Source organism: Marivita sp. S0852 (genome assembly GCF_046591575.1).
GTDB lineage: Bacteria > Pseudomonadota > Alphaproteobacteria > Rhodobacterales > Rhodobacteraceae > Marivita.
The window spans coordinates 721,973-738,398 of the sequence record NZ_JBIQWA010000001.1 but is presented as its reverse complement, the minus strand read 5'-3'; the positions used below and the strand labels follow the sequence as shown (position 1 = coordinate 738,398).

At 57.1% G+C, this 16,426-nt stretch carries 16 protein-coding genes; 5 read left to right on the top strand and 11 right to left on the bottom strand.

All coding sequences use genetic code 11. The features are described from left to right. Positions 1-53: 53 nt before the first annotated feature. From chlG to ACG74X_RS03565, 5 genes are all read left to right on the top strand, one after another. Positions 54-962 (top strand): chlorophyll synthase ChlG, encoded by a 909-nt coding sequence (gene chlG / locus ACG74X_RS03585; protein WP_411232763.1) that lies wholly within the window; start codon positions 54-56, stop codon positions 960-962. After that, the gene (locus tag ACG74X_RS03580; protein ID WP_411232762.1) at positions 959-2,239 is read left to right on the top strand and encodes a BCD family MFS transporter; all 1,281 of its coding nucleotides are present in this window, start codon (positions 959-961) and stop codon (positions 2,237-2,239) included. The genes chlG and ACG74X_RS03580 overlap by 4 nt, the downstream gene beginning before the upstream one ends. Before the next feature lie 2 nt (positions 2,240-2,241). Further along, positions 2,242-3,426 carry a geranylgeranyl diphosphate reductase gene (locus ACG74X_RS03575; RefSeq protein WP_411232761.1) on the top strand — a complete coding sequence of 395 codons (1,185 nt, stop codon included), beginning with the start codon at positions 2,242-2,244 and terminating at the stop codon, positions 3,424-3,426. Continuing rightward, on the top strand, positions 3,423-3,971 hold the full coding sequence (gene idi, locus ACG74X_RS03570) for an isopentenyl-diphosphate delta-isomerase (protein WP_411232760.1): 549 nt from the start codon (positions 3,423-3,425) through the stop codon (positions 3,969-3,971). The genes ACG74X_RS03575 and idi overlap by 4 nt, the downstream gene beginning before the upstream one ends. 88 nt (positions 3,972-4,059) lie before the next feature. Next, the gene (locus tag ACG74X_RS03565) at positions 4,060-5,466 is read left to right on the top strand and encodes a DUF4214 domain-containing protein (RefSeq protein ID WP_411232759.1); all 1,407 of its coding nucleotides are present in this window, start codon (positions 4,060-4,062) and stop codon (positions 5,464-5,466) included. Between the two features lie 3 nt (positions 5,467-5,469). Here ACG74X_RS03565 and dxs read toward each other — a convergent pair whose 3' ends face one another. From dxs to bchC, 11 genes are all read right to left on the bottom strand, one after another. Beyond that, complete coding sequence (gene dxs, locus ACG74X_RS03560; RefSeq protein ID WP_411232758.1) at positions 5,470-7,389, bottom strand: 1-deoxy-D-xylulose-5-phosphate synthase; 1,920 nt, start codon at positions 7,387-7,389, stop codon at positions 5,470-5,472. Between the two features lie 194 nt (positions 7,390-7,583). Next, positions 7,584-8,657 (bottom strand): photosynthetic reaction center cytochrome PufC, encoded by a 1,074-nt coding sequence (gene pufC / locus ACG74X_RS03555; protein WP_411232757.1) that lies wholly within the window; start codon positions 8,655-8,657, stop codon positions 7,584-7,586. Beyond that, a complete protein-coding gene (gene pufM, locus ACG74X_RS03550) occupies positions 8,657-9,646 on the bottom strand; it encodes a photosynthetic reaction center subunit M (protein ID WP_411232756.1) in 990 nt (329 codons plus the stop codon). The genes pufC and pufM overlap by 1 nt, the downstream gene beginning before the upstream one ends. 2 nt (positions 9,647-9,648) lie before the next feature. Further along, positions 9,649-10,488 (bottom strand): photosynthetic reaction center subunit L, encoded by an 840-nt coding sequence (pufL, locus tag ACG74X_RS03545; RefSeq protein ID WP_411232755.1) that lies wholly within the window; start codon positions 10,486-10,488, stop codon positions 9,649-9,651. Positions 10,489-10,621: 133 nt separating this feature from the next. Then, positions 10,622-10,777 carry a light-harvesting antenna LH1, alpha subunit gene (gene pufA / locus ACG74X_RS03540; RefSeq protein WP_085627475.1) on the bottom strand — a complete coding sequence of 52 codons (156 nt, stop codon included), beginning with the start codon at positions 10,775-10,777 and terminating at the stop codon, positions 10,622-10,624. A gap of 14 nt (positions 10,778-10,791) precedes the next feature. Then, entirely contained in the window at positions 10,792-10,941 is a 150-nt protein-coding gene (gene pufB / locus ACG74X_RS03535) for a light-harvesting antenna LH1, beta subunit (protein WP_072778079.1), read from the bottom strand. Between the two features lie 121 nt (positions 10,942-11,062). Beyond that, positions 11,063-11,290 (bottom strand): cytochrome PufQ, encoded by a 228-nt coding sequence (gene pufQ, locus ACG74X_RS03530; protein ID WP_411232754.1) that lies wholly within the window; start codon positions 11,288-11,290, stop codon positions 11,063-11,065. Beyond that, positions 11,287-12,753: a chlorophyllide a reductase subunit Z gene (gene bchZ, locus ACG74X_RS03525; protein WP_411232753.1), complete on the bottom strand. Its 1,467-nt coding sequence runs from the start codon at positions 12,751-12,753 to the stop codon at positions 11,287-11,289. Before bchZ ends, pufQ begins: the two co-directional genes overlap by 4 nt. Further along, complete coding sequence (bchY, locus tag ACG74X_RS03520) at positions 12,747-14,321, bottom strand: chlorophyllide a reductase subunit Y (protein ID WP_411232752.1); 1,575 nt, start codon at positions 14,319-14,321, stop codon at positions 12,747-12,749. Before bchY ends, bchZ begins: the two co-directional genes overlap by 7 nt. A gap of 47 nt (positions 14,322-14,368) precedes the next feature. Continuing rightward, positions 14,369-15,370, bottom strand: a complete 1,002-nt coding sequence (locus tag ACG74X_RS03515; protein WP_411232751.1) for a chlorophyllide a reductase iron protein subunit X — start codon at positions 15,368-15,370, stop codon at positions 14,369-14,371. After that, positions 15,367-16,308, bottom strand: a complete 942-nt coding sequence (bchC, locus tag ACG74X_RS03510) for a chlorophyll synthesis pathway protein BchC (protein ID WP_411232750.1) — start codon at positions 16,306-16,308, stop codon at positions 15,367-15,369. The genes ACG74X_RS03515 and bchC overlap by 4 nt, the downstream gene beginning before the upstream one ends. Positions 16,309-16,426 lie beyond the last annotated feature (118 nt).

Here is a 16,426-nt window from a genome sequence, read left to right as displayed (position 1 = left end):
TTGACCTGTCTGTTTTGCTTGATGTGAATCGAATTGTCGTGTCTAGTTGACACATGACTGTCAGCATAAGTTTACACACTGATCGCTATCCCGCCCCGTCGGCGATGTTGGAATTGATCAAACCCGTCACTTGGTTTCCGCCAATGTGGGCTTACGCCTGTGGTGCCGTCGCATCTGGTGTCGCCATCAGCGACAATATCGGCCTTTTGATCATTGGGATCATCCTGGCCGGTCCGGTCGTTTGCGGCATGAGTCAGGCAGCCAATGATTGGTGCGACCGACATGTTGATGCGATCAACGAACCGGATCGGCCCATTCCGTCTGGTCGAATCCCCGGGCGCTGGGGATTGTGGATCGCGTTGGCCATGTCGGTGCTGTCACTTTCGCTTGGTGCCTTATTGGGCACATGGGGCTTTATTGCCACCGTTGTCGGCGTCATCGCCGCATGGGCCTATTCGGCTGAACCTGTTCGGCTCAAAAAATCGGGCTGGTTCGGGCCGGGACTGGTTGGGCTGTCTTATGAATCACTGCCATGGTTTACCGGTGCAGCTGTGCTTAGTCAGACATTGCCATCCGCGCCAATCATCTGGTTGGCCCTACTTTATGGTATCGGCGCACATGGCATCATGACATTGAACGATTTCAAGGCATTGGAAGGCGACCGCCAGATGGGCGTCAATTCCTTACCCGTTACACTCGGACCGGAACGCGCGGCCAAAGTGGCGTGCGGTGTCATGCTGGTGCCGCAGATCTTTGTGATTCTTGCACTGGCCCATTGGGGGCAATCCCTGCATGCCTCTGCCATCCTCGCGTTGGTGCTGGGCCAGATTTGGGCAATGTCTGTCATGCTGAAAGATCCCAAAGCAAAGGCCCCTTGGTATAACGGCACCGGTGTTCTGATGTACGTGTCCGGCATGATGGTCTCGGCCTTTGCTCTTCGCTCTGTAGAGGTGATGTGGTGACATTAGGTTGGTTTTCTATCGTTCGTCTTGGACTCGTGCAGATGGCGCTTGGGGCGATTGTCGTTCTAACCACATCAACGCTGAACCGGCTGATGGTGGTTGAACTTGCGCTTCCGGCGGTTTTGCCCGGCGCGTTGGTCGCCCTGCATTATGGAATTCAGATCACAAGACCCAATTGGGGGTTCATCTCCGACAAGGGCGGTGTGCGCACGCGCTGGATTATTCGTGGAATGATCATCCTGGCGGCTGGCGGTATCCTCGCCGCGCTTGGCGTGGTTCAGATGGAGCACAGCTATTGGGCCGGGCTTGCCATGTCGATTGTCGCCTATGCGTTGATCGGTCTGGGTGCCGGGGCGGCCGGGACATCCGTGCTCGCGCTTCTTGCCACTGCAACCGCTCCGCATCGCAGGGCGGCCGCCGCCACGATCACTTGGTTGATGATGATCTTTGGCATTGCCATGACCGCAGGTGTGGTTGGTCAATTGCTTGATCCCTATACACCCGCCGTTTTGATCCGCGTGGTCAGTGGCGTGGCCGCTGTTGCGCTTTTCATCACGCTTGCCGCCACATGGCGTGTCGAGCGCGGGATCGAGGCCGAACCAGAAGCAAAGCCCGTGCCGTTCCGGGAAGGTCTCGCCGAAGTCTGGGCCGAACCAAAGGCGCGGATGTTCACCTTGTTCGTCTTTCTTTCGATGACCGCATATTTCATGCAAGAGCTGATCCTAGAGCCCTATGCCGGCCTTGTCTTTGGCTTCACACCCGGTGAAAGCACCACATTGTCCGGCATCCAGAACGGGGGCGTGTTCCTTGGGATGCTGACCGTGGGCATCGCGGCAACGGCGCTGCGCTTTGGATGTTTGCGCAATTGGGTGATCGGTGGCTGCCTTGGCTCGGCGGCAAGCTTGTGCGTCATTGCGATCCTGGGGGGCTATGCCCTGCCGCAAACACTTCTTCCGGCGGTTTTTGCCCTTGGTTTCTTTAACGGCGCGTTTGCTGTTGCGGCAATCGGGTCGATGATGGCGCTTGCCGGGGAAGGCCGGGAAAAACGCGAAGGCACGCGCATGGGTCTTTGGGGTGCCGCGCAAGCAATTGCTGCCGGCTTCGGCGGCCTGACCGGTGCTGCAGCTGCCGATATTATGCGCACACTCACCACAGACGCCCCGGCATTTGGCGCTGTATTTGTATTCGAGGCTGGATTGTTCCTCTGCGCGGCCCTGATGGCACTGCGCATCATGGAAGGCTCTGTCCGCCAACCCGAACTGATCGCAGGAGAATGATGATGTTTGATGTCGTAGTTGTGGGCGGTGGCCCGTGCGGTGCAACCGCCGCAGAGGATCTGGCCCGCTCTGGTTACAAGGTCGCGCTTCTGGATCGGGAAGGTCGTATCAAACCTTGCGGCGGTGCCATTCCGCCGCGTCTGATGCAGGATTTTGATATTGGCGAGGATCAGCTTGTCGCCAAGGTGAACACCGCCCGTATGATTTCGCCGACAGGCCGCCATGTTGATATTCCGATTGAAAATGGATTTGTCGGAATGGTCGATCGCAAGGATTTCGATCCGTTCCTGCGCGATCGCGCCGAAAAGGCCGGGGCCAAGCGGTTCACCGGAACCTATGTCCGCATTGATCGCGACAAAGCGGCCAAAACGCGGTCAGTGATCTATCGTGACAAGGAAACGGGCGAAGAGCGCGCCTTGCAAACCAAGCTGATTATCGGCGCGGATGGTGCAAATTCCCGTGTTGCCCGCGATGAGATCCCCGGCGGAGATAAAGTGCCATTGGTGTTTGCCTATCACGAGATCATCGCCGCACCGGAACCGAACGACACCTATGATCCGCTGCGCTGCGACGTGATCTATGACGGCACCATCAGCCCCGATTTTTACGGTTGGGTTTTCCCGCATGGCGGCACCACTTCGGTTGGGATGGGCACCTATGCCCAAAGCGTGAACCTCAAGGACGCCACCGCCGCCCTGCGCGAAGCGTCAGGCCTGGCCAATTGCGAAACGCTGCGAAAAGAAGGTGCGCCTATTCCGTTAAAACCTCTGCGTTTTTGGGACAATGCCCGTGATGTGGTTGTCGCTGGCGATGCTGCGGGCGTTGTTGCGCCATCAAGTGGGGAAGGCATTTATTACGCCATGATCTGCGGACGGTTCGCCGCCACCGCCTGTGCCGCGACGCTGAAAACTGGTCGGATCACCGATCTGGCGCTTGCAAGAAAGCTGTTCATGAAGGAGCACAAAACAGTGTTCCGCGTGTTGGGCCAAATGCAGGATGCCTATTACAAAAGCGACTCGCGGCGCGAAAGATTCGTGTCGCTGTGTCACGATGTCGATGTTCAGAAATTGACGTTCGAGGCATATATGAACAAAAAACTCGTCAAGGCGCGGCCCATGGCACATATCAAGATCGGCTTCAAAAACATGCGCCATCTGCTGGGATTGGTCCGGGAGACGCATGTATGACGCAAACGCTCATCCCGGCCTGGGTGGATGACACGCTGTGTCCGGTTGAAAAACTGGACGCGCATATCCGCGGGCTGCGACACAAGGCGATTTCTGTTTTCGTACTGCGCGGCGACGAGATTTTAATCCAGCGACGGGCATTGGGAAAATACCATACGCCCGGCCTTTGGGCGAACACCTGCTGCACACATCCAAACTGGAACGAAAGCAGCCTCGATTGTGCGCAGCGTCGTCTGAAAGAAGAGCTGGGCATCATTGGGTTGCCGCTCGACTACCGGGATCGGGTGGAATATCGCGCCGATGTGGGTGGCGGTCTTATCGAACACGAGGTGGTTGATATCTTTGTGTCAAAAGTCGATCAGGCCCCAAAGCTGGTTCTGAACCCCGACGAGGTCATGGCGACGCAATGGATTCGGTACGCGGACCTCATGAAAGAGGTGGTAAACGAACCAAACCGCTTCACGCCCTGGTTACGCATTTACCTTGACACATATGCGCCACAAATCTTTGGCGACATGGCGATTTCCTGCGCAAATCCGGCTTAAAACAGCTAATTTTAAACACATTCGCTCCAGTTTCTTGCCCTAGTTCGCTCCTAAATATTTAGACGGGGCTCGAACTGGGGAGTTTGAGATGTCTGCTGCTGCTGCGACCGCCAGTGAACTGGAGCGGTACATGTTGGACCTTGTGAACGAGGAACGTACAAGCCGTGGCTTGAACGCGCTCGTGCTCGACAAGACGCTTAACGCCTCCGCGGATGCGCATTCTGAATGGATGCTCAGCACAAATATCTTTAGCCATACCGGCGTGGGAGGATCGACGCCCACGGAACGTATGACAGATGCAGGCTTCGACTTTTCCGGATCATGGCGGACAGCAGAAAACATCGCAGCGCAAAGCGAACGTGGTGAACCCGGCCTTTTTGACGACGTCTATGATCTGCACATGGCGTTGATGAACAGCACCGGACACCGCGAAAATATTTTGACGCCAGAGCTAGAGGTGATCGGAATTGGCATAAAAACCGGGACGTTCAGCTACGATACCGGTACGTATTTTTCCGTTATGGCGACACAGAATTTTGCCATGACAGACGGTGTAACGACGCCCGACATCGTGACAGACACACCAAATGCCGAAGAAAACCCGTCTGACCCCTCAGCGGAATTGTCTGGTGTTCTTGTCGGAACCTCCACAGCGGAAAATCTGGTTGGAACCGCTCAGGATGACACCATAACGGGATCAGGTGGCAACGACATTCTGACCGGCGGTGCGGGCACCGACACGGCGGTTTATATGGGTGACGCAGCGGATTACGGGATCACCATCACCGATAGTGCGATCATGATCGAGGACCGAAAAGGACGAGACGGCATCGACACATTGGACAGCATTGAGGCACTTCAATTCAATGACACGCCCTTCGCCTTGGCATCGTTCACCAATGTCAGTGCGTTGAGCGATTCAGATATGCTGGCTTTTTCAGAATTGTATGTGGCCTATTTCAACCGTGCTCCGGATGCAGCGGGATTGTTGTACTGGGGGTCGCGGTTGGCGGACGGAATGTCGATGCAAGACATCGCACGGCAGTTCTTTGACCAACCAGAAACCCAGGCGTTATATGGCTCAACCGGCGCAAATACACAGTTTGTGACGGCGGTGTATTCCAACATCCTTGGTCGCCCCCCCGATGACGCGGGTCTCGATTATTGGGTCGGCACGCTTGACACTGGTGCCATTGACCGGGCCGAATTCATCCTTGCGATGATCGACGGTGCCAAAGCTGCAACTGGCAGTGTCAGCGACGCCCAATATCTTGAAACCAAAGCCGAGATCGGCGCTTATTTCGCTGTCGTAAACGGATTGAACAACCTCAACGTGGCCAGCACCGCCATGCAGACGTTCGATGGCAGCCTAAGCTCTGTCGTCGATGCGAAAGCGATTATTGATGCTCACGCTGCTTTGGCAGACACGGCGCGTGGTTCAGAATTCACCATCAGTGTGACCGGGCTGGTCGAGGATGCGCTTGATTGGGTGTGACCGCTAAGCACCTTTTGCCAGCGGAACCACTTTACCATCATCAGACGTGATCGAGACCGCGGTTTTATACAGATCGAACCGTGTCAGACCCGCGTCGGCATACATATCATCTGGTGATGCCTGGTCGATAAAGCGATCGGGCAATGTCAGCGTTCTGATCTTGAGGCCCTTGTCCAACGCCCCACGATCCGCAAGTTCATGCAGAACCATGGCACCAAACCCGCCGCGTGCGCCCTGTTCAACGGTGATCAAAGCCTCGTGGCTCGCGGCAAGTTTGAGAATGAGGTCAATGTCCAACGGCTTGGCGAACCGGGCGTCCGCAATAGTCACAGACAGCCCGTCATTCTCCAACAAACGCGCTGCGGCTTCGACTTCTGTCAAATGCGCCCCAAAACTCAGAAAGGCAACATCGCTGCCCTCTTGCAGAACGCGTCCCTTACCAATTTCAAGTACCTCGCCGCGTTCCGGCATCTCGACACCGTTGCCCGCACCTCTGGGATACCGGAACGCAATCGGTCCGCTATCATGTGCAACCGCCGTTGCCACCATATGCTTAAGCTCGGCCTCATCTGCGGCAGCCATCACGGTCATATTTGGCAAGGCAGTCAGATATCCAACGTCAAAGGCACCAGCATGCGTGGCCCCATCGGCCCCGACCAGACCGGCACGGTCAATTGCGAACCGCACCGGCAGGTTTTGCAAGGCCACATCATGGACAACCTGATCATACCCGCGCTGCAGAAAAGTCGAATAAATTGCGCAGAACGGCTTGAGCCCGGTTGCGGCCAGACCAGCGGCAAACGTCACGGCGTGTTGTTCAGCAATACCGACATCAAACACCCGAGATGGAAAGCGGTCCGCCAGGATATCAATACCGGTGCCCCCAGGCATTGCCGCAGTTATCCCCACGATATTGGGATCGCGCGCCGCCTCTTCTGTCAATGTGTCACCAAAAACCTTGGTATAGCTTGGTGCGTTGGGTTTCGATTTGGCCTGTGTGCCGGACTGCACGTCAAACTTGGCCACACCGTGGTATTTGTCGGCGCTGTTCTCGGCAAAGGAATATCCCTTGCCCTTGACCGTACAGCAATGGATCAGGACCGGCCCCGTCGCCCGTGCTCGGGCAGCGCGCAGCACCGGCAAAAGCTGGGTCATGTCGTGGCCGTCAATCGGGCCGATATATTCAAAACCCAGCTCTTCAAACAACGTCCCGGATGCCTGAAGATTGCCGGTCACCAATTGGCGGGCACGCTTGGCGCTTTCGCGCATCGGTTCGGGAAGTGCGGATTCAAAACCCTCGGCAAGAGATTTCATGCGCGCCAAAGGCTCATTCGCGTAAAGGCGGCTGAGATACGAGGACATCGCCCCAACCGGCGGCGCAATGCTCATTTCGTTGTCATTGAGAATAACAAACAACCGTCGACCTTCGTGGCCTGCGTTGTTCATCGCCTCATACGCCATACCGGCGCTGATCGATCCATCGCCAATCACGGCGATGCCATCACCACTCGGGCGACCCATGTCGCGACCAACACAGAATCCAAGAGCTGCGGAAATAGAGGTTGAGGAATGCGCGGCACCAAATGGATCGTATTCGGATTCGCTGCGTTTGGTGAAACCCGACAACCCGCCCTTCTGACGAAGCGTCGTCATACGGTCACGCCGCCCGGTCAGGATTTTATGCGGATAACATTGATGACCCACGTCCCAGACCAGTTTGTCCAACGGGGTGTTGAAAACGGCGTGAATGGCCACAGCCAGTTCCACCACACCCAAACTGGAGCCAAGATGACCCCCGGTTTGCGAAACGGCGGAAATCACCTCGGATCGGACTTCGTCGGCCACAGCCTTCAGCGTTGCGTCATCCATGGTTCGGAGGTCTGCAGGACCTGCGATGCGATCAAGATTTGGGGTCTGTGTCATGTGGCAGTCTCCTCGGGGACATGAGGGATTGAAGGCGCCACGTTTGCCGGGTGTACCCAGAGACGTGACGCCAGTTCCTGTAGCCAACAGGAAGGAAACCGGGGTGTTGAGCCCCGTATCCGGTTTCTAGTTTGGGAACCTGTCGAAACCGGATCTGGCGTCCCAAGCGATAAGTCTATCGCTTGGGAAAGTGATCAGGACTCGGGATCGGTGAGGGCCAGTTCGGGCCATTCGTCAATCACGTTAAGTCCTTGCAAGGGCTGCTGATACCCTTTGTGGCATGTCTTGCACGCTGCCTTTGGCGCGTCTGCAAAAACCGGGCCAAGCCGTTCCGGCGGATACAGACCTTCGAGGGGAACAAGCCAATCATTGTTGATTTCCTGAACCATCGAAATGCCCAGCTGTTCGGTCGCCCATTGCGGGGTGACCTGCTCAGGGTCATAGAAGGCCCGACTGTTGTGGCAGAAGACACAATTCACCCCAAGCGAATTCGAGACATAGTTCATCAGACTGTACGTCCGCTCGGTATGTTGCCAGGTCTGGATACCGTCTGCCGGATATTCGGCAACATGGGATTCCAGATCATGCACGCCGATTTGCTCGTAATTCAGCAAATACGCTTCGAGTGCATCGGATGGCAGCGATGTAAACTGCGACTGCACGGTCACACGGTTCTGCACCGCAGCCCAGCCTTCGGCGGCTTCGTTCACAGGGCCAAGACGAAACCAAATTTCGCTCGGCACTGCTTGTCCACGGTGACAGGTGTAACAATTCACACCCACCACAGCGTTCGATTGAACGTGGCCGATCCAGTCTTCGTTGATCCCTTGCACCATACCCACCATCGTATAGGCGATCTGGGTTTGGTAATTGTCAGGGTCTTCCATCAGGTCGGGAATTCCCGTCCATGACCGCATTGCCACGATCAGTTCGGCATAATCTTCGTCCGAGATATTGCCCAGCGCCGGCGGAACATTCTGCAAGGCTTCGGCGCTGACTGCGGCGATATCCTCTTCGGTGATGTCCTCTCGTCTTAAATAACCGGCTATGGTCGGATCTGCCTCCCGGACTTCATTGACGAATTCAGGGACCGACATACCCGTCCCGCGTGGGCCGGTTTGCAAGCTGTCCGTTTTGAACGGTTGGCCCACGATGACGATGAAGGCGGCGACGGTGACGGCCACACCGGCCGTCCCCACAAGGATTGCCGGACCGTAGATGTTGGTCGGGTTATCCCTGTTCCATGTATTGAACCACTTAGGAAGCATCAGTTCGTCTCCTGTCCAATAAACTCCTGATATCCCGTACCAAAAGCTTCGTAGCCATATGAGCCGTCATACATTGGTGCGAAGTGGTGCTCCTGGGCCCAGATGAACCAGTTATCGACGACGGTGCCCGTCAGCAGGATGCCAATGCCGCCTGTGATCGGAGTGAGGACTGCGAACCACCATGCCCAGCGGTGGATACCTTCCATCGTGGCGTTAAAGCCCATGGTCCAGCGCCAGAAGAGGGCGGCGCGTTCCGTGGCAGTGCCGCGGTCCACGATCTGTTCCAACTCGCGGTCGCCACCATACCGGGTGACGGCAAGAATGGTTGCGCCGTGCATCGCGAAAAGCAGAACAGAACCATAGAGGAACACAATCGAAAGCGCGTGGAACGGGTTGTAGTACAGGTTTCCGTAGCGGATCGAGAACGCGGTGGTCCAATCAAGGTGCGGGAAGATGCCGTAGGGCACCGCCTCTGACCACGATCCCATAAGGATCGGCCGAAAGAGACCCAGCACAAGGAACAACCAGATCGCCGAGCCGAAGGCCCAGAAAACATGTTTGCCCATCTTGTGTTCCATCGCAAGGATGTAGGTCCTTGCCCACCAGCTCATCACCGACACAAGCAAAAAGAAGCTTGCGATGATGTACCAGCCGCCGTCTTGCAGTGGTGGAATGGTCAGTCCGTATTCCGGGCTTGGCGGCTCAAGCGCGAGCCAGAACAGTTGCCGGATAAATTCAGGGATCGACCAGCCGACTTGCGCCAGCATATTCAACCCGATGATGTTCAGCGCAAGGATACCGGTTGCCAGTGACACCATCCCTGTCCATCCAAGGTGGATCGGACCAAGCTGGGCGTTTCCAATCCAACCGACGAGCGTGGAAAACCGAGGTTTCCCGATACGCTCTCTGTCGGAAGATTCAGTCTCCAGCCCCCATTCGGGTGCCCCCTGAACCTGAACTTGCGTGAAAATGTTTTGATACTCAGCCATGATTACAGTCCCACATTGGAGCCCCAGATGGGCAGTTCGAGCCACCAGTTCCACCATTCAGGCCAGCCTTTGGTCCAGACGGGGCCAGAGATGATGATACAGATCGCGGACCAGAACCCGGCGTTCAGAGCGAGAAGCAAACCAACGCGGTGGATACCAAGCGTTCCGACCGAGTAGCCGATGAAATCCCGGAAGAAGGTGTCTTCATGATCGGGCGTCTTCACCTCTTCATCCTTTTCAGGGTTAGCAGCGGACAGGATCAAACCACCATGCAATGCAAGCGCGAGAGTGGTGGTGAAAAAGAACGTCACCGCCAGCATGTGCGCCGGATTGTAATGGAAGTGCAGGTAGGCGTAGCCGGTGTTGGACACCCAATCGAGATGGCTAAAGATGCCATATGGAAATCCGTGACCCCAGGCACCCATCAAAAGCGGGCGAAAAATCACCAACGTCACATACGCAAAAATCGCAACACCAAAGGCAAAGGGCACATGATAGCCAATGCCCAGTTTGCGGCAAATCTCCACCTCGCGCAGCATCCAGCTTAGAAACGCGCCTGTCGCACAGATCGTTATGATCTGCCACAAGCCACCTTCCATCAGCGGTGCCATGCCCAGACCATAACTCAGGTCAGGCGGCGCGATGTTGATAAGCCATGGATTGAATGTGCCCTGATCTGCCGCACCCCAAAAAATGAGGATTGTACCGAGCAGAGCGAAAAAGGCGGTCGTGACTCCGAAGAAGCCCACATAAAAGGGCCCAACCCAGAAGTCGAACAGATCGCCGCCGATCAGCGTCCCTCCGCGGACGCGGTATTTTTTCTCGAAGCTGAGCAGCGCCATCTTCTTTATCTCCGCGTTTGTCGGCATGGCCCGTCAGGGTCGAAGCCGTCATGTTTCGTTTGGTTTTGCCGCGGGCGGGCTCAAAGAGATGCCGCCCGCAGCGATTTTTTGGGCTCGTGTCGAGCTGACTGGCTTACATGCCAGCGGCTGCTGCTGTTTCGAACCAGTTGATGCCGTTGGACAGCACCACCAGGTGAATCATTGCAGCCAGCAGGAACAGGAACACGCCTTGCGCGACAAACACGCGACGCGGATCAAAGATGAGCCAGATCTTGTAGAACTTTGCCATTTTCTAATCCTTCCTCAGAACCACGGGCGCCAGATGAAGGTTGCGAGGTGTGCAACCACTGCAACCGCCGAGAACAGCCAAAGGCCGCTCATGTAGACGGAATGCAGCTCCTGGGCCTGCTCGTCAGTAAGACCTGTGAATGACAGGTCGGTATTATCAGCCATGAACTTTCCTCCGGAACGTTATGCTGACGCCGCACTCCCTGCGGCCGGGTCCCTTGGGGGTTTAACGCCCCTCGGGTCCTGTCCACCCCGCCGGGTGGTCAGTTCTTGGTCTCCAACCTTTTCAGGCAGAGAAAATAAGAGGCGTGATCCGATCCGCTTCGCACCAAGCGCGTGCCAATGGGCCGCGCATGTTGAGCGTTTGCCTCCGGAAGATATCAAGCATCCACATCACCGTTGCGAACGGGATCGCAAAGATGAAGATAATGCTGAAATAGACCAGAAACTCGGGTCCGCGTTTTGTGTGACAGTGCTTCTGCGAGCGTGTGTCAGAAGAGGTAAAATCCGTCATGTCTTCGGTCCTCCTTGGGATTGGGACAATGCCTGAACGGTCTCAACGACCACACGTTCAGCGCCTTGTTTCAAAGCTGCAGCCTCTGCGGCGTCGCGCAGGTTCTTGGCGGCAGAAATTCGGGTGAGTACGGGATGCTGGGACACAATGCGGTCCAGCTCGGCCTGCGCATCGGCATCCCACGGGAAGTCGCGGCGCAGTGGTGTCAGGGTGGCATCCGCCTGATCCATCTCTGATCCAAGCGGCAGAATGTGAAACAAAGCGTCGAACAGGCCGTTGCAGACCTCTTGCAGCAGGTAAGTTGCCCCCGCGTAGCCCATCATCGGCGTGCCGGTATGGCGGCGGATCGCAGCGCCGGGAAAGCTGGCAGGAATGAATGTCGGCTGCGGGCCATGCCCCGCCTTCATCTCGGCCAGGTACATCTTTTCATTGATCGACCCCATCAGAACGAGCGGTTTTTTGTTGTGCACAAAAGACCGCACTTCTTCGTTGTTGGTTTTCGAACCCGCCACACGGGCAACGGCAAAGGCGCAAGGCAGACCCAGATCGCCTTCAAGGTAGTTGCGGATACCACGCGCATAAGTCTCGTTCGCGACAATCCCGAAAGACGCGGTCGCAAAGAAATCCTGCGTGACTGACCGCCACAAATCCCAGACGGGTTTCAGCGTCGAATGCTTTTCCTGTGCGATGAACGGCTCCGGGTCGAGGCCCAACATATCGCCCAGCTTGCGCAGGAACTTCGTTGTGCTGTCCATGCCAATCGGCGCTTGCAGGTATGGTTTGCCAAGGCATTCACACAGGCCGCGACCAAATTCGCGGTACATGCAGATGTTTACATCCGCGTTCACAAGGTTCCGCATTTCGGCCAGATGCGCGCCCAGCGGCATCACCATGTTGATCTCGGCCCCGATGCCTTCGACCAGACGCCGGATCTCGGCCAGGTCGCTTGGCATATTGAACGTGCCGTACATAGGCCCAAGGATATTGACCCGCGGCTTCGCACCCTCTTCGCGCTTCTTCTCGGGCGGCATCCGACCCTTGGTCATGCCGAATTCCGTGAAGATCCACGTCATCGCGCGGTCCGCGCTTTCCCACTGATCCTCGTCGATGGTGCGCGGCAGGAAACGCTGAATATTGGTGCCTTGCGGTGTGACGCCTCCGCCGATCATTTCGGCAATCGACCCCGTGACCACCACCGCTGGGAGAGCTGGATCGAGAACACTCCAGGCGCGTTTCATAGCCCCCTCGGTCCCCTCCCGACCCAGCTCCTCCTCACCGAGGCCAGTAACCACGATGGGGAGCTCATGCGGCGGTAGCGCATCTGTATAATGCAATACCGAAGTGACGGGCAGGTTTTCACACCCAACGGGACCGTCGATGACGACTTGCAAACCTTTGACGGCGGTAAAGGCATAAACCGCGCCCCAATAGCCGCCTGCGCGATCATGATCCTGGATCAGCATTTGACACCCCCATTCGCCGCGACGCGGGCCTTTTCGGCGCGCTCCAGCTTCTTGAGGTTTGTCGCGCGGTATTCGGGGCGCAGATTTGGGCTGCCTTCCCAGACACCGGCGGTATCGCCATGACCGACGCCTTCAAAAAAGGCTTTCATGTCGTCCATGCGCGCTTTGCCCGCGATGGCGGCGTTGATCACTTCGGCCAGCGACCCGGCACCAGCAGGCCCCATCAGGGGGCGCGCAGAAATCAGATTGGTGTAGTAAAGGCCGGGAATGCCCAGTTCCTTGGCTTTCTGGACAACGGGCGTCGTGCCAATCGCCAGATCAGGCTGAACAGCCTCCATCGCGGCGCAATCGTCTTCCAAAGACGCGCGGTATGTGACCTTGATACCCTTGCTTTCCAGCCATTCACGATCCGGGTCAGACCATTTCGTGCGCGGGCAGGCGGTGCCCACATAGCGGAGGTCAGCCCCGCTTTCGACAAGCAGACGCGCGACCAGCAGTTCTGATCCCTCGTAGCCAGACAAGGTGATCGTGCCCTTGATCGGCGTCTGAGCCAACGCACCCTTAATGGCAGGGAGGAACGCATTTTGGGCGGCGGCAATCTGATCTTTGGGAATGTTGAAGGCGTCACCGATCCCGGCCAGCCAGGCGGCAGTGCCATCGTGGCCAACCGGCGCAGAGCCGACAATCGGACGCCCCGCAGCTTCGAATTCACGAACAGCAGCGGTGTAGAACGGGTGAATCGCAGCAACGACACCGCAGTCGAGCGCGGCGTAGAGTTCACGCCATTCGCGGCAGGGAACAACAGGACCAGCGGCCAGACCCATCGGGGCCAGCATCGCGCCGATCATCATCGGGTCCGCCGGGAACATTTCACCCAACAGTGCAACAGTCGGACGGTCCGATTTACCGGCTTCGGGCGCTTGCACCGGGCCTGCTTTGATCTCTTCGCGGGCATAGTTGAGCATCGCCCCGGCCAGGACATCTTTCGCCTCGGCATGGGTTGGAATACCGAAACCCGGCACATCGATGCCAACAATCCGCACGCCGTTGATCTCTTTCGGCAAAAGCCGCAAAGGCACGCCAGATGCGGTGGGCACGCAAAGGTTTGTCACGACGATGGCATCGAACCGATCCGGGTCTGCCATTTCATGCACGCTGTCGCGGATGTCCTCGTAAAGCTTACCTGTGACAAGCGTCTCGGAATTGAACGGCACATAGCCAACCGACCGCCGCGCACCATAGAAATGCGACACGAAGGTCAGCCCATAAACACAACAGGCCGAGCCGGACAAAACCGTCGCGGTCCGTTTCATCCGCAAGCCGACGCGCAAAGACCCAAAGGCAGGGCACATGGATTGCGGTTGGTCATGTGGGCCAACGGGATAGTCCTTGGCGAACTGGTCCAGCATCTCGGAATTGCCCGCCATACGCGCGGCCTTTTCCATCTCGGACCCGGAATGGCAGCCAAGCCCATCGGCGGGAACGGGCATCGCGGCGGCCTCATCACGTGGTTCACCACGGATGACCTCAACCTCTGCCGTTTCGTCGTATGTTGCTTCTTTGCTCACGTCACTTACTTCTCTTTGGTTCCCATTTCACGCAGGGTGGCTGACCCTCACGCGTCGTCGTAGATCACTTCCAATGACTCTTGCGGTGCCGCGTTCTTGCCGCGCATGTCGGTGTCGGTTGCAGGCACCAGCGTGTAACCAGCTCCGGTTTCCGATCCATCAAACAGTTCAAGCAAACCATCTTGCGTCAGCGGCGTTGGGCGCACGGGTGGGGCTTCGCCCACGTTCAAGCCCAGCTCTGCGAACAGGCCGCCCCATTGGGACTCCTTCGTGCCGACGATCTGGTAGTTCGCGGATTTCTTGCGCAGGTCATCGTCCTGCGGAATGGAGGCAAGGATCGGGATGTCGACAGCTTTGGCAAAGGCCTGCGCCTCGCCCGATCCGTCGTCTTTGTTCACAACCAGACCCGCGACACCAACGTTGCCGCCCAGCTTGCGGAAGTATTCCACCGCCGAGCACACGTTGTTCGCCACATAAAGTGATTGCAGATCATTCGAGGCAACCAGAATAACCTTCTGCGCCATGTCACGGGCGATCGGCAGGCCAAAGCCGCCACAGACCACATCGCCCAGGAAGTCGAGCAGAACGTAGTCAAAATCCCAATCATGGAAGCCCAGCTTTTCCAGCAGCTCAAACCCGTGGATGATCCCACGACCGCCGCAACCGCGACCCACTTCGGGACCGCCAAGCTCCATCGCAAAGACGCCGCCACGCTTGAAGCACACATCACCGATCTTCACTTCCTCGCCCGCGAGTTTTTTCTTGGTCGAGGTCTCGATGATCGTCGGGCATGCCTTGCCGCCGAACAGCAAAGACGTGGTGTCAGACTTCGGATCACAGCCGATCAGCAACACGCGTTTGCCTTGTTCCGCCATCATGTGACTGAGGTTCGCCAGCGTGAAGGATTTACCGATCCCGCCTTTGCCATAGATCGCAATGATCTGGGTTTTCTTTGTCGCCTCTGTCGGGATCACATCAGCGAGATCCTCGTTGGCTTCGTCCTTCAACCGCTGGTCAAAGTCTTTCAGGTTTGGAACCTCGTCCTTCATGAAGAAGTCTCCCAATTGAGGATCATTTTCAGGCAGGACGGATCTTCGAACGCCGTGCGATACGCACCGGGCGCATCCGTCGCTGCGGCTTGATGAGTGATAAGGCCGTCAAGGCTCAGCGCACCGTTTTCGACCAGTGTGCGTGTGGCTGTCAGATCATCGCGCGCCCATTCGGCGGCGACGCGGAATCGTGCCTCTTTCATGAACGCGGGCGGGAACGAAAATTGCAGCGGCTGGGTATAGAACCCGGCCAGAACAATCTCGCCACCTTTGCCGATCCGACCGATGAGATCGTTCAGCAGATTGCCATTGCCGCTTGCATCATAGATCGACCGATAGTCGCGACGTTCGTCCTTGTCAGGGTGCAAAACCTCGTACCCTTCGGCCCCGGTCGCACGATCCGCATCAATTTCCCAAACGGTGGGCGCAGGGGCCCCGGCCGCAATGGTCAAGCGAGCAAGCAGACGACCAAGAACGCCGTGTCCGACGATCAGATCAGGCACAGCCTTGTCCAAACCTGCCATCGCATGACGCGCCGTTGCAGCCAGCGCCAGAAGCGCGCCTTGCGCACCCAGGCCGCGATCAATTTTGGTCACACGGTCCTGATCTGTCACCAATCGCTTGGTCGCGCCGCCAAAAAGGCCAAAGACGCCGTCATAACAATTGGCACCCGGCACAAACACATGGTCACCAACCTTGTAGCGGCTGTTCGACCCAACCTCGACAACGTCACCCGAGGCTTCGTAGCCGGGGATCAGCGGATACCCCATGCCGGGAAACGGGGGCATGTCACCCGACCAAAACAGCTTTTCCGTCCCTGTCGAAATGCCAGAATGGGAAATTTCAACCACAAGATCTTCGGACCCGGGCGCGGTAAGCTCGACCGTTTCAATCGCAAGGGTCTTTGGTGCGTTTAGCACAACAGCGTTCGTTTGCATCCTAACCTCCTGCAGTCGCGGGACATGTGGGTCGAAGAATCGATTCCGGTATGTCGCTTTTTGGCTTTGTCACTGTCAGTTTATTCTTACAGGCTAAAGTGTCAACTATAATTGACAC

Bases quoted from the DNA above. Each gene is read 5' to 3' on its own strand.
- pufL (WP_411232755.1), bottom strand. From the start codon at position 10,488: ATGGCGCTGCTCAGCTTCGAGAAAAAATACCGCGTCCGCGGAGGGACG.
- bchC (WP_411232750.1), bottom strand. From the start codon at position 16,308: ATGCAAACGAACGCTGTTGTGCTAAACGCACCAAAGACCCTTGCGATT.
- dxs (WP_411232758.1), bottom strand. From the start codon at position 7,389: ATGACACAGACCCCAAATCTTGATCGCATCGCAGGTCCTGCAGACCTC.
- pufB (WP_072778079.1), bottom strand. From the start codon at position 10,941: ATGGCTGATAATACCGACCTGTCATTCACAGGTCTTACTGACGAGCAG.
- idi (WP_411232760.1), top strand. From the start codon at position 3,423: ATGACGCAAACGCTCATCCCGGCCTGGGTGGATGACACGCTGTGTCCG.
- bchZ (WP_411232753.1), bottom strand. From the start codon at position 12,753: ATGCTGATCCAGGATCATGATCGCGCAGGCGGCTATTGGGGCGCGGTT.
- ACG74X_RS03515 (WP_411232751.1), bottom strand. From the start codon at position 15,370: ATGAAGGACGAGGTTCCAAACCTGAAAGACTTTGACCAGCGGTTGAAG.
- ACG74X_RS03565 (WP_411232759.1), top strand. From the start codon at position 4,060: ATGTCTGCTGCTGCTGCGACCGCCAGTGAACTGGAGCGGTACATGTTG.
- pufA (WP_085627475.1), bottom strand. From the start codon at position 10,777: ATGGCAAAGTTCTACAAGATCTGGCTCATCTTTGATCCGCGTCGCGTG.
- pufQ (WP_411232754.1), bottom strand. From the start codon at position 11,290: ATGACGGATTTTACCTCTTCTGACACACGCTCGCAGAAGCACTGTCAC.
- chlG (WP_411232763.1), top strand. From the start codon at position 54: ATGACTGTCAGCATAAGTTTACACACTGATCGCTATCCCGCCCCGTCG.
- pufM (WP_411232756.1), bottom strand. From the start codon at position 9,646: ATGGCTGAGTATCAAAACATTTTCACGCAAGTTCAGGTTCAGGGGGCA.
- ACG74X_RS03575 (WP_411232761.1), top strand. From the start codon at position 2,242: ATGTTTGATGTCGTAGTTGTGGGCGGTGGCCCGTGCGGTGCAACCGCC.
- pufC (WP_411232757.1), bottom strand. From the start codon at position 8,657: ATGCTTCCTAAGTGGTTCAATACATGGAACAGGGATAACCCGACCAAC.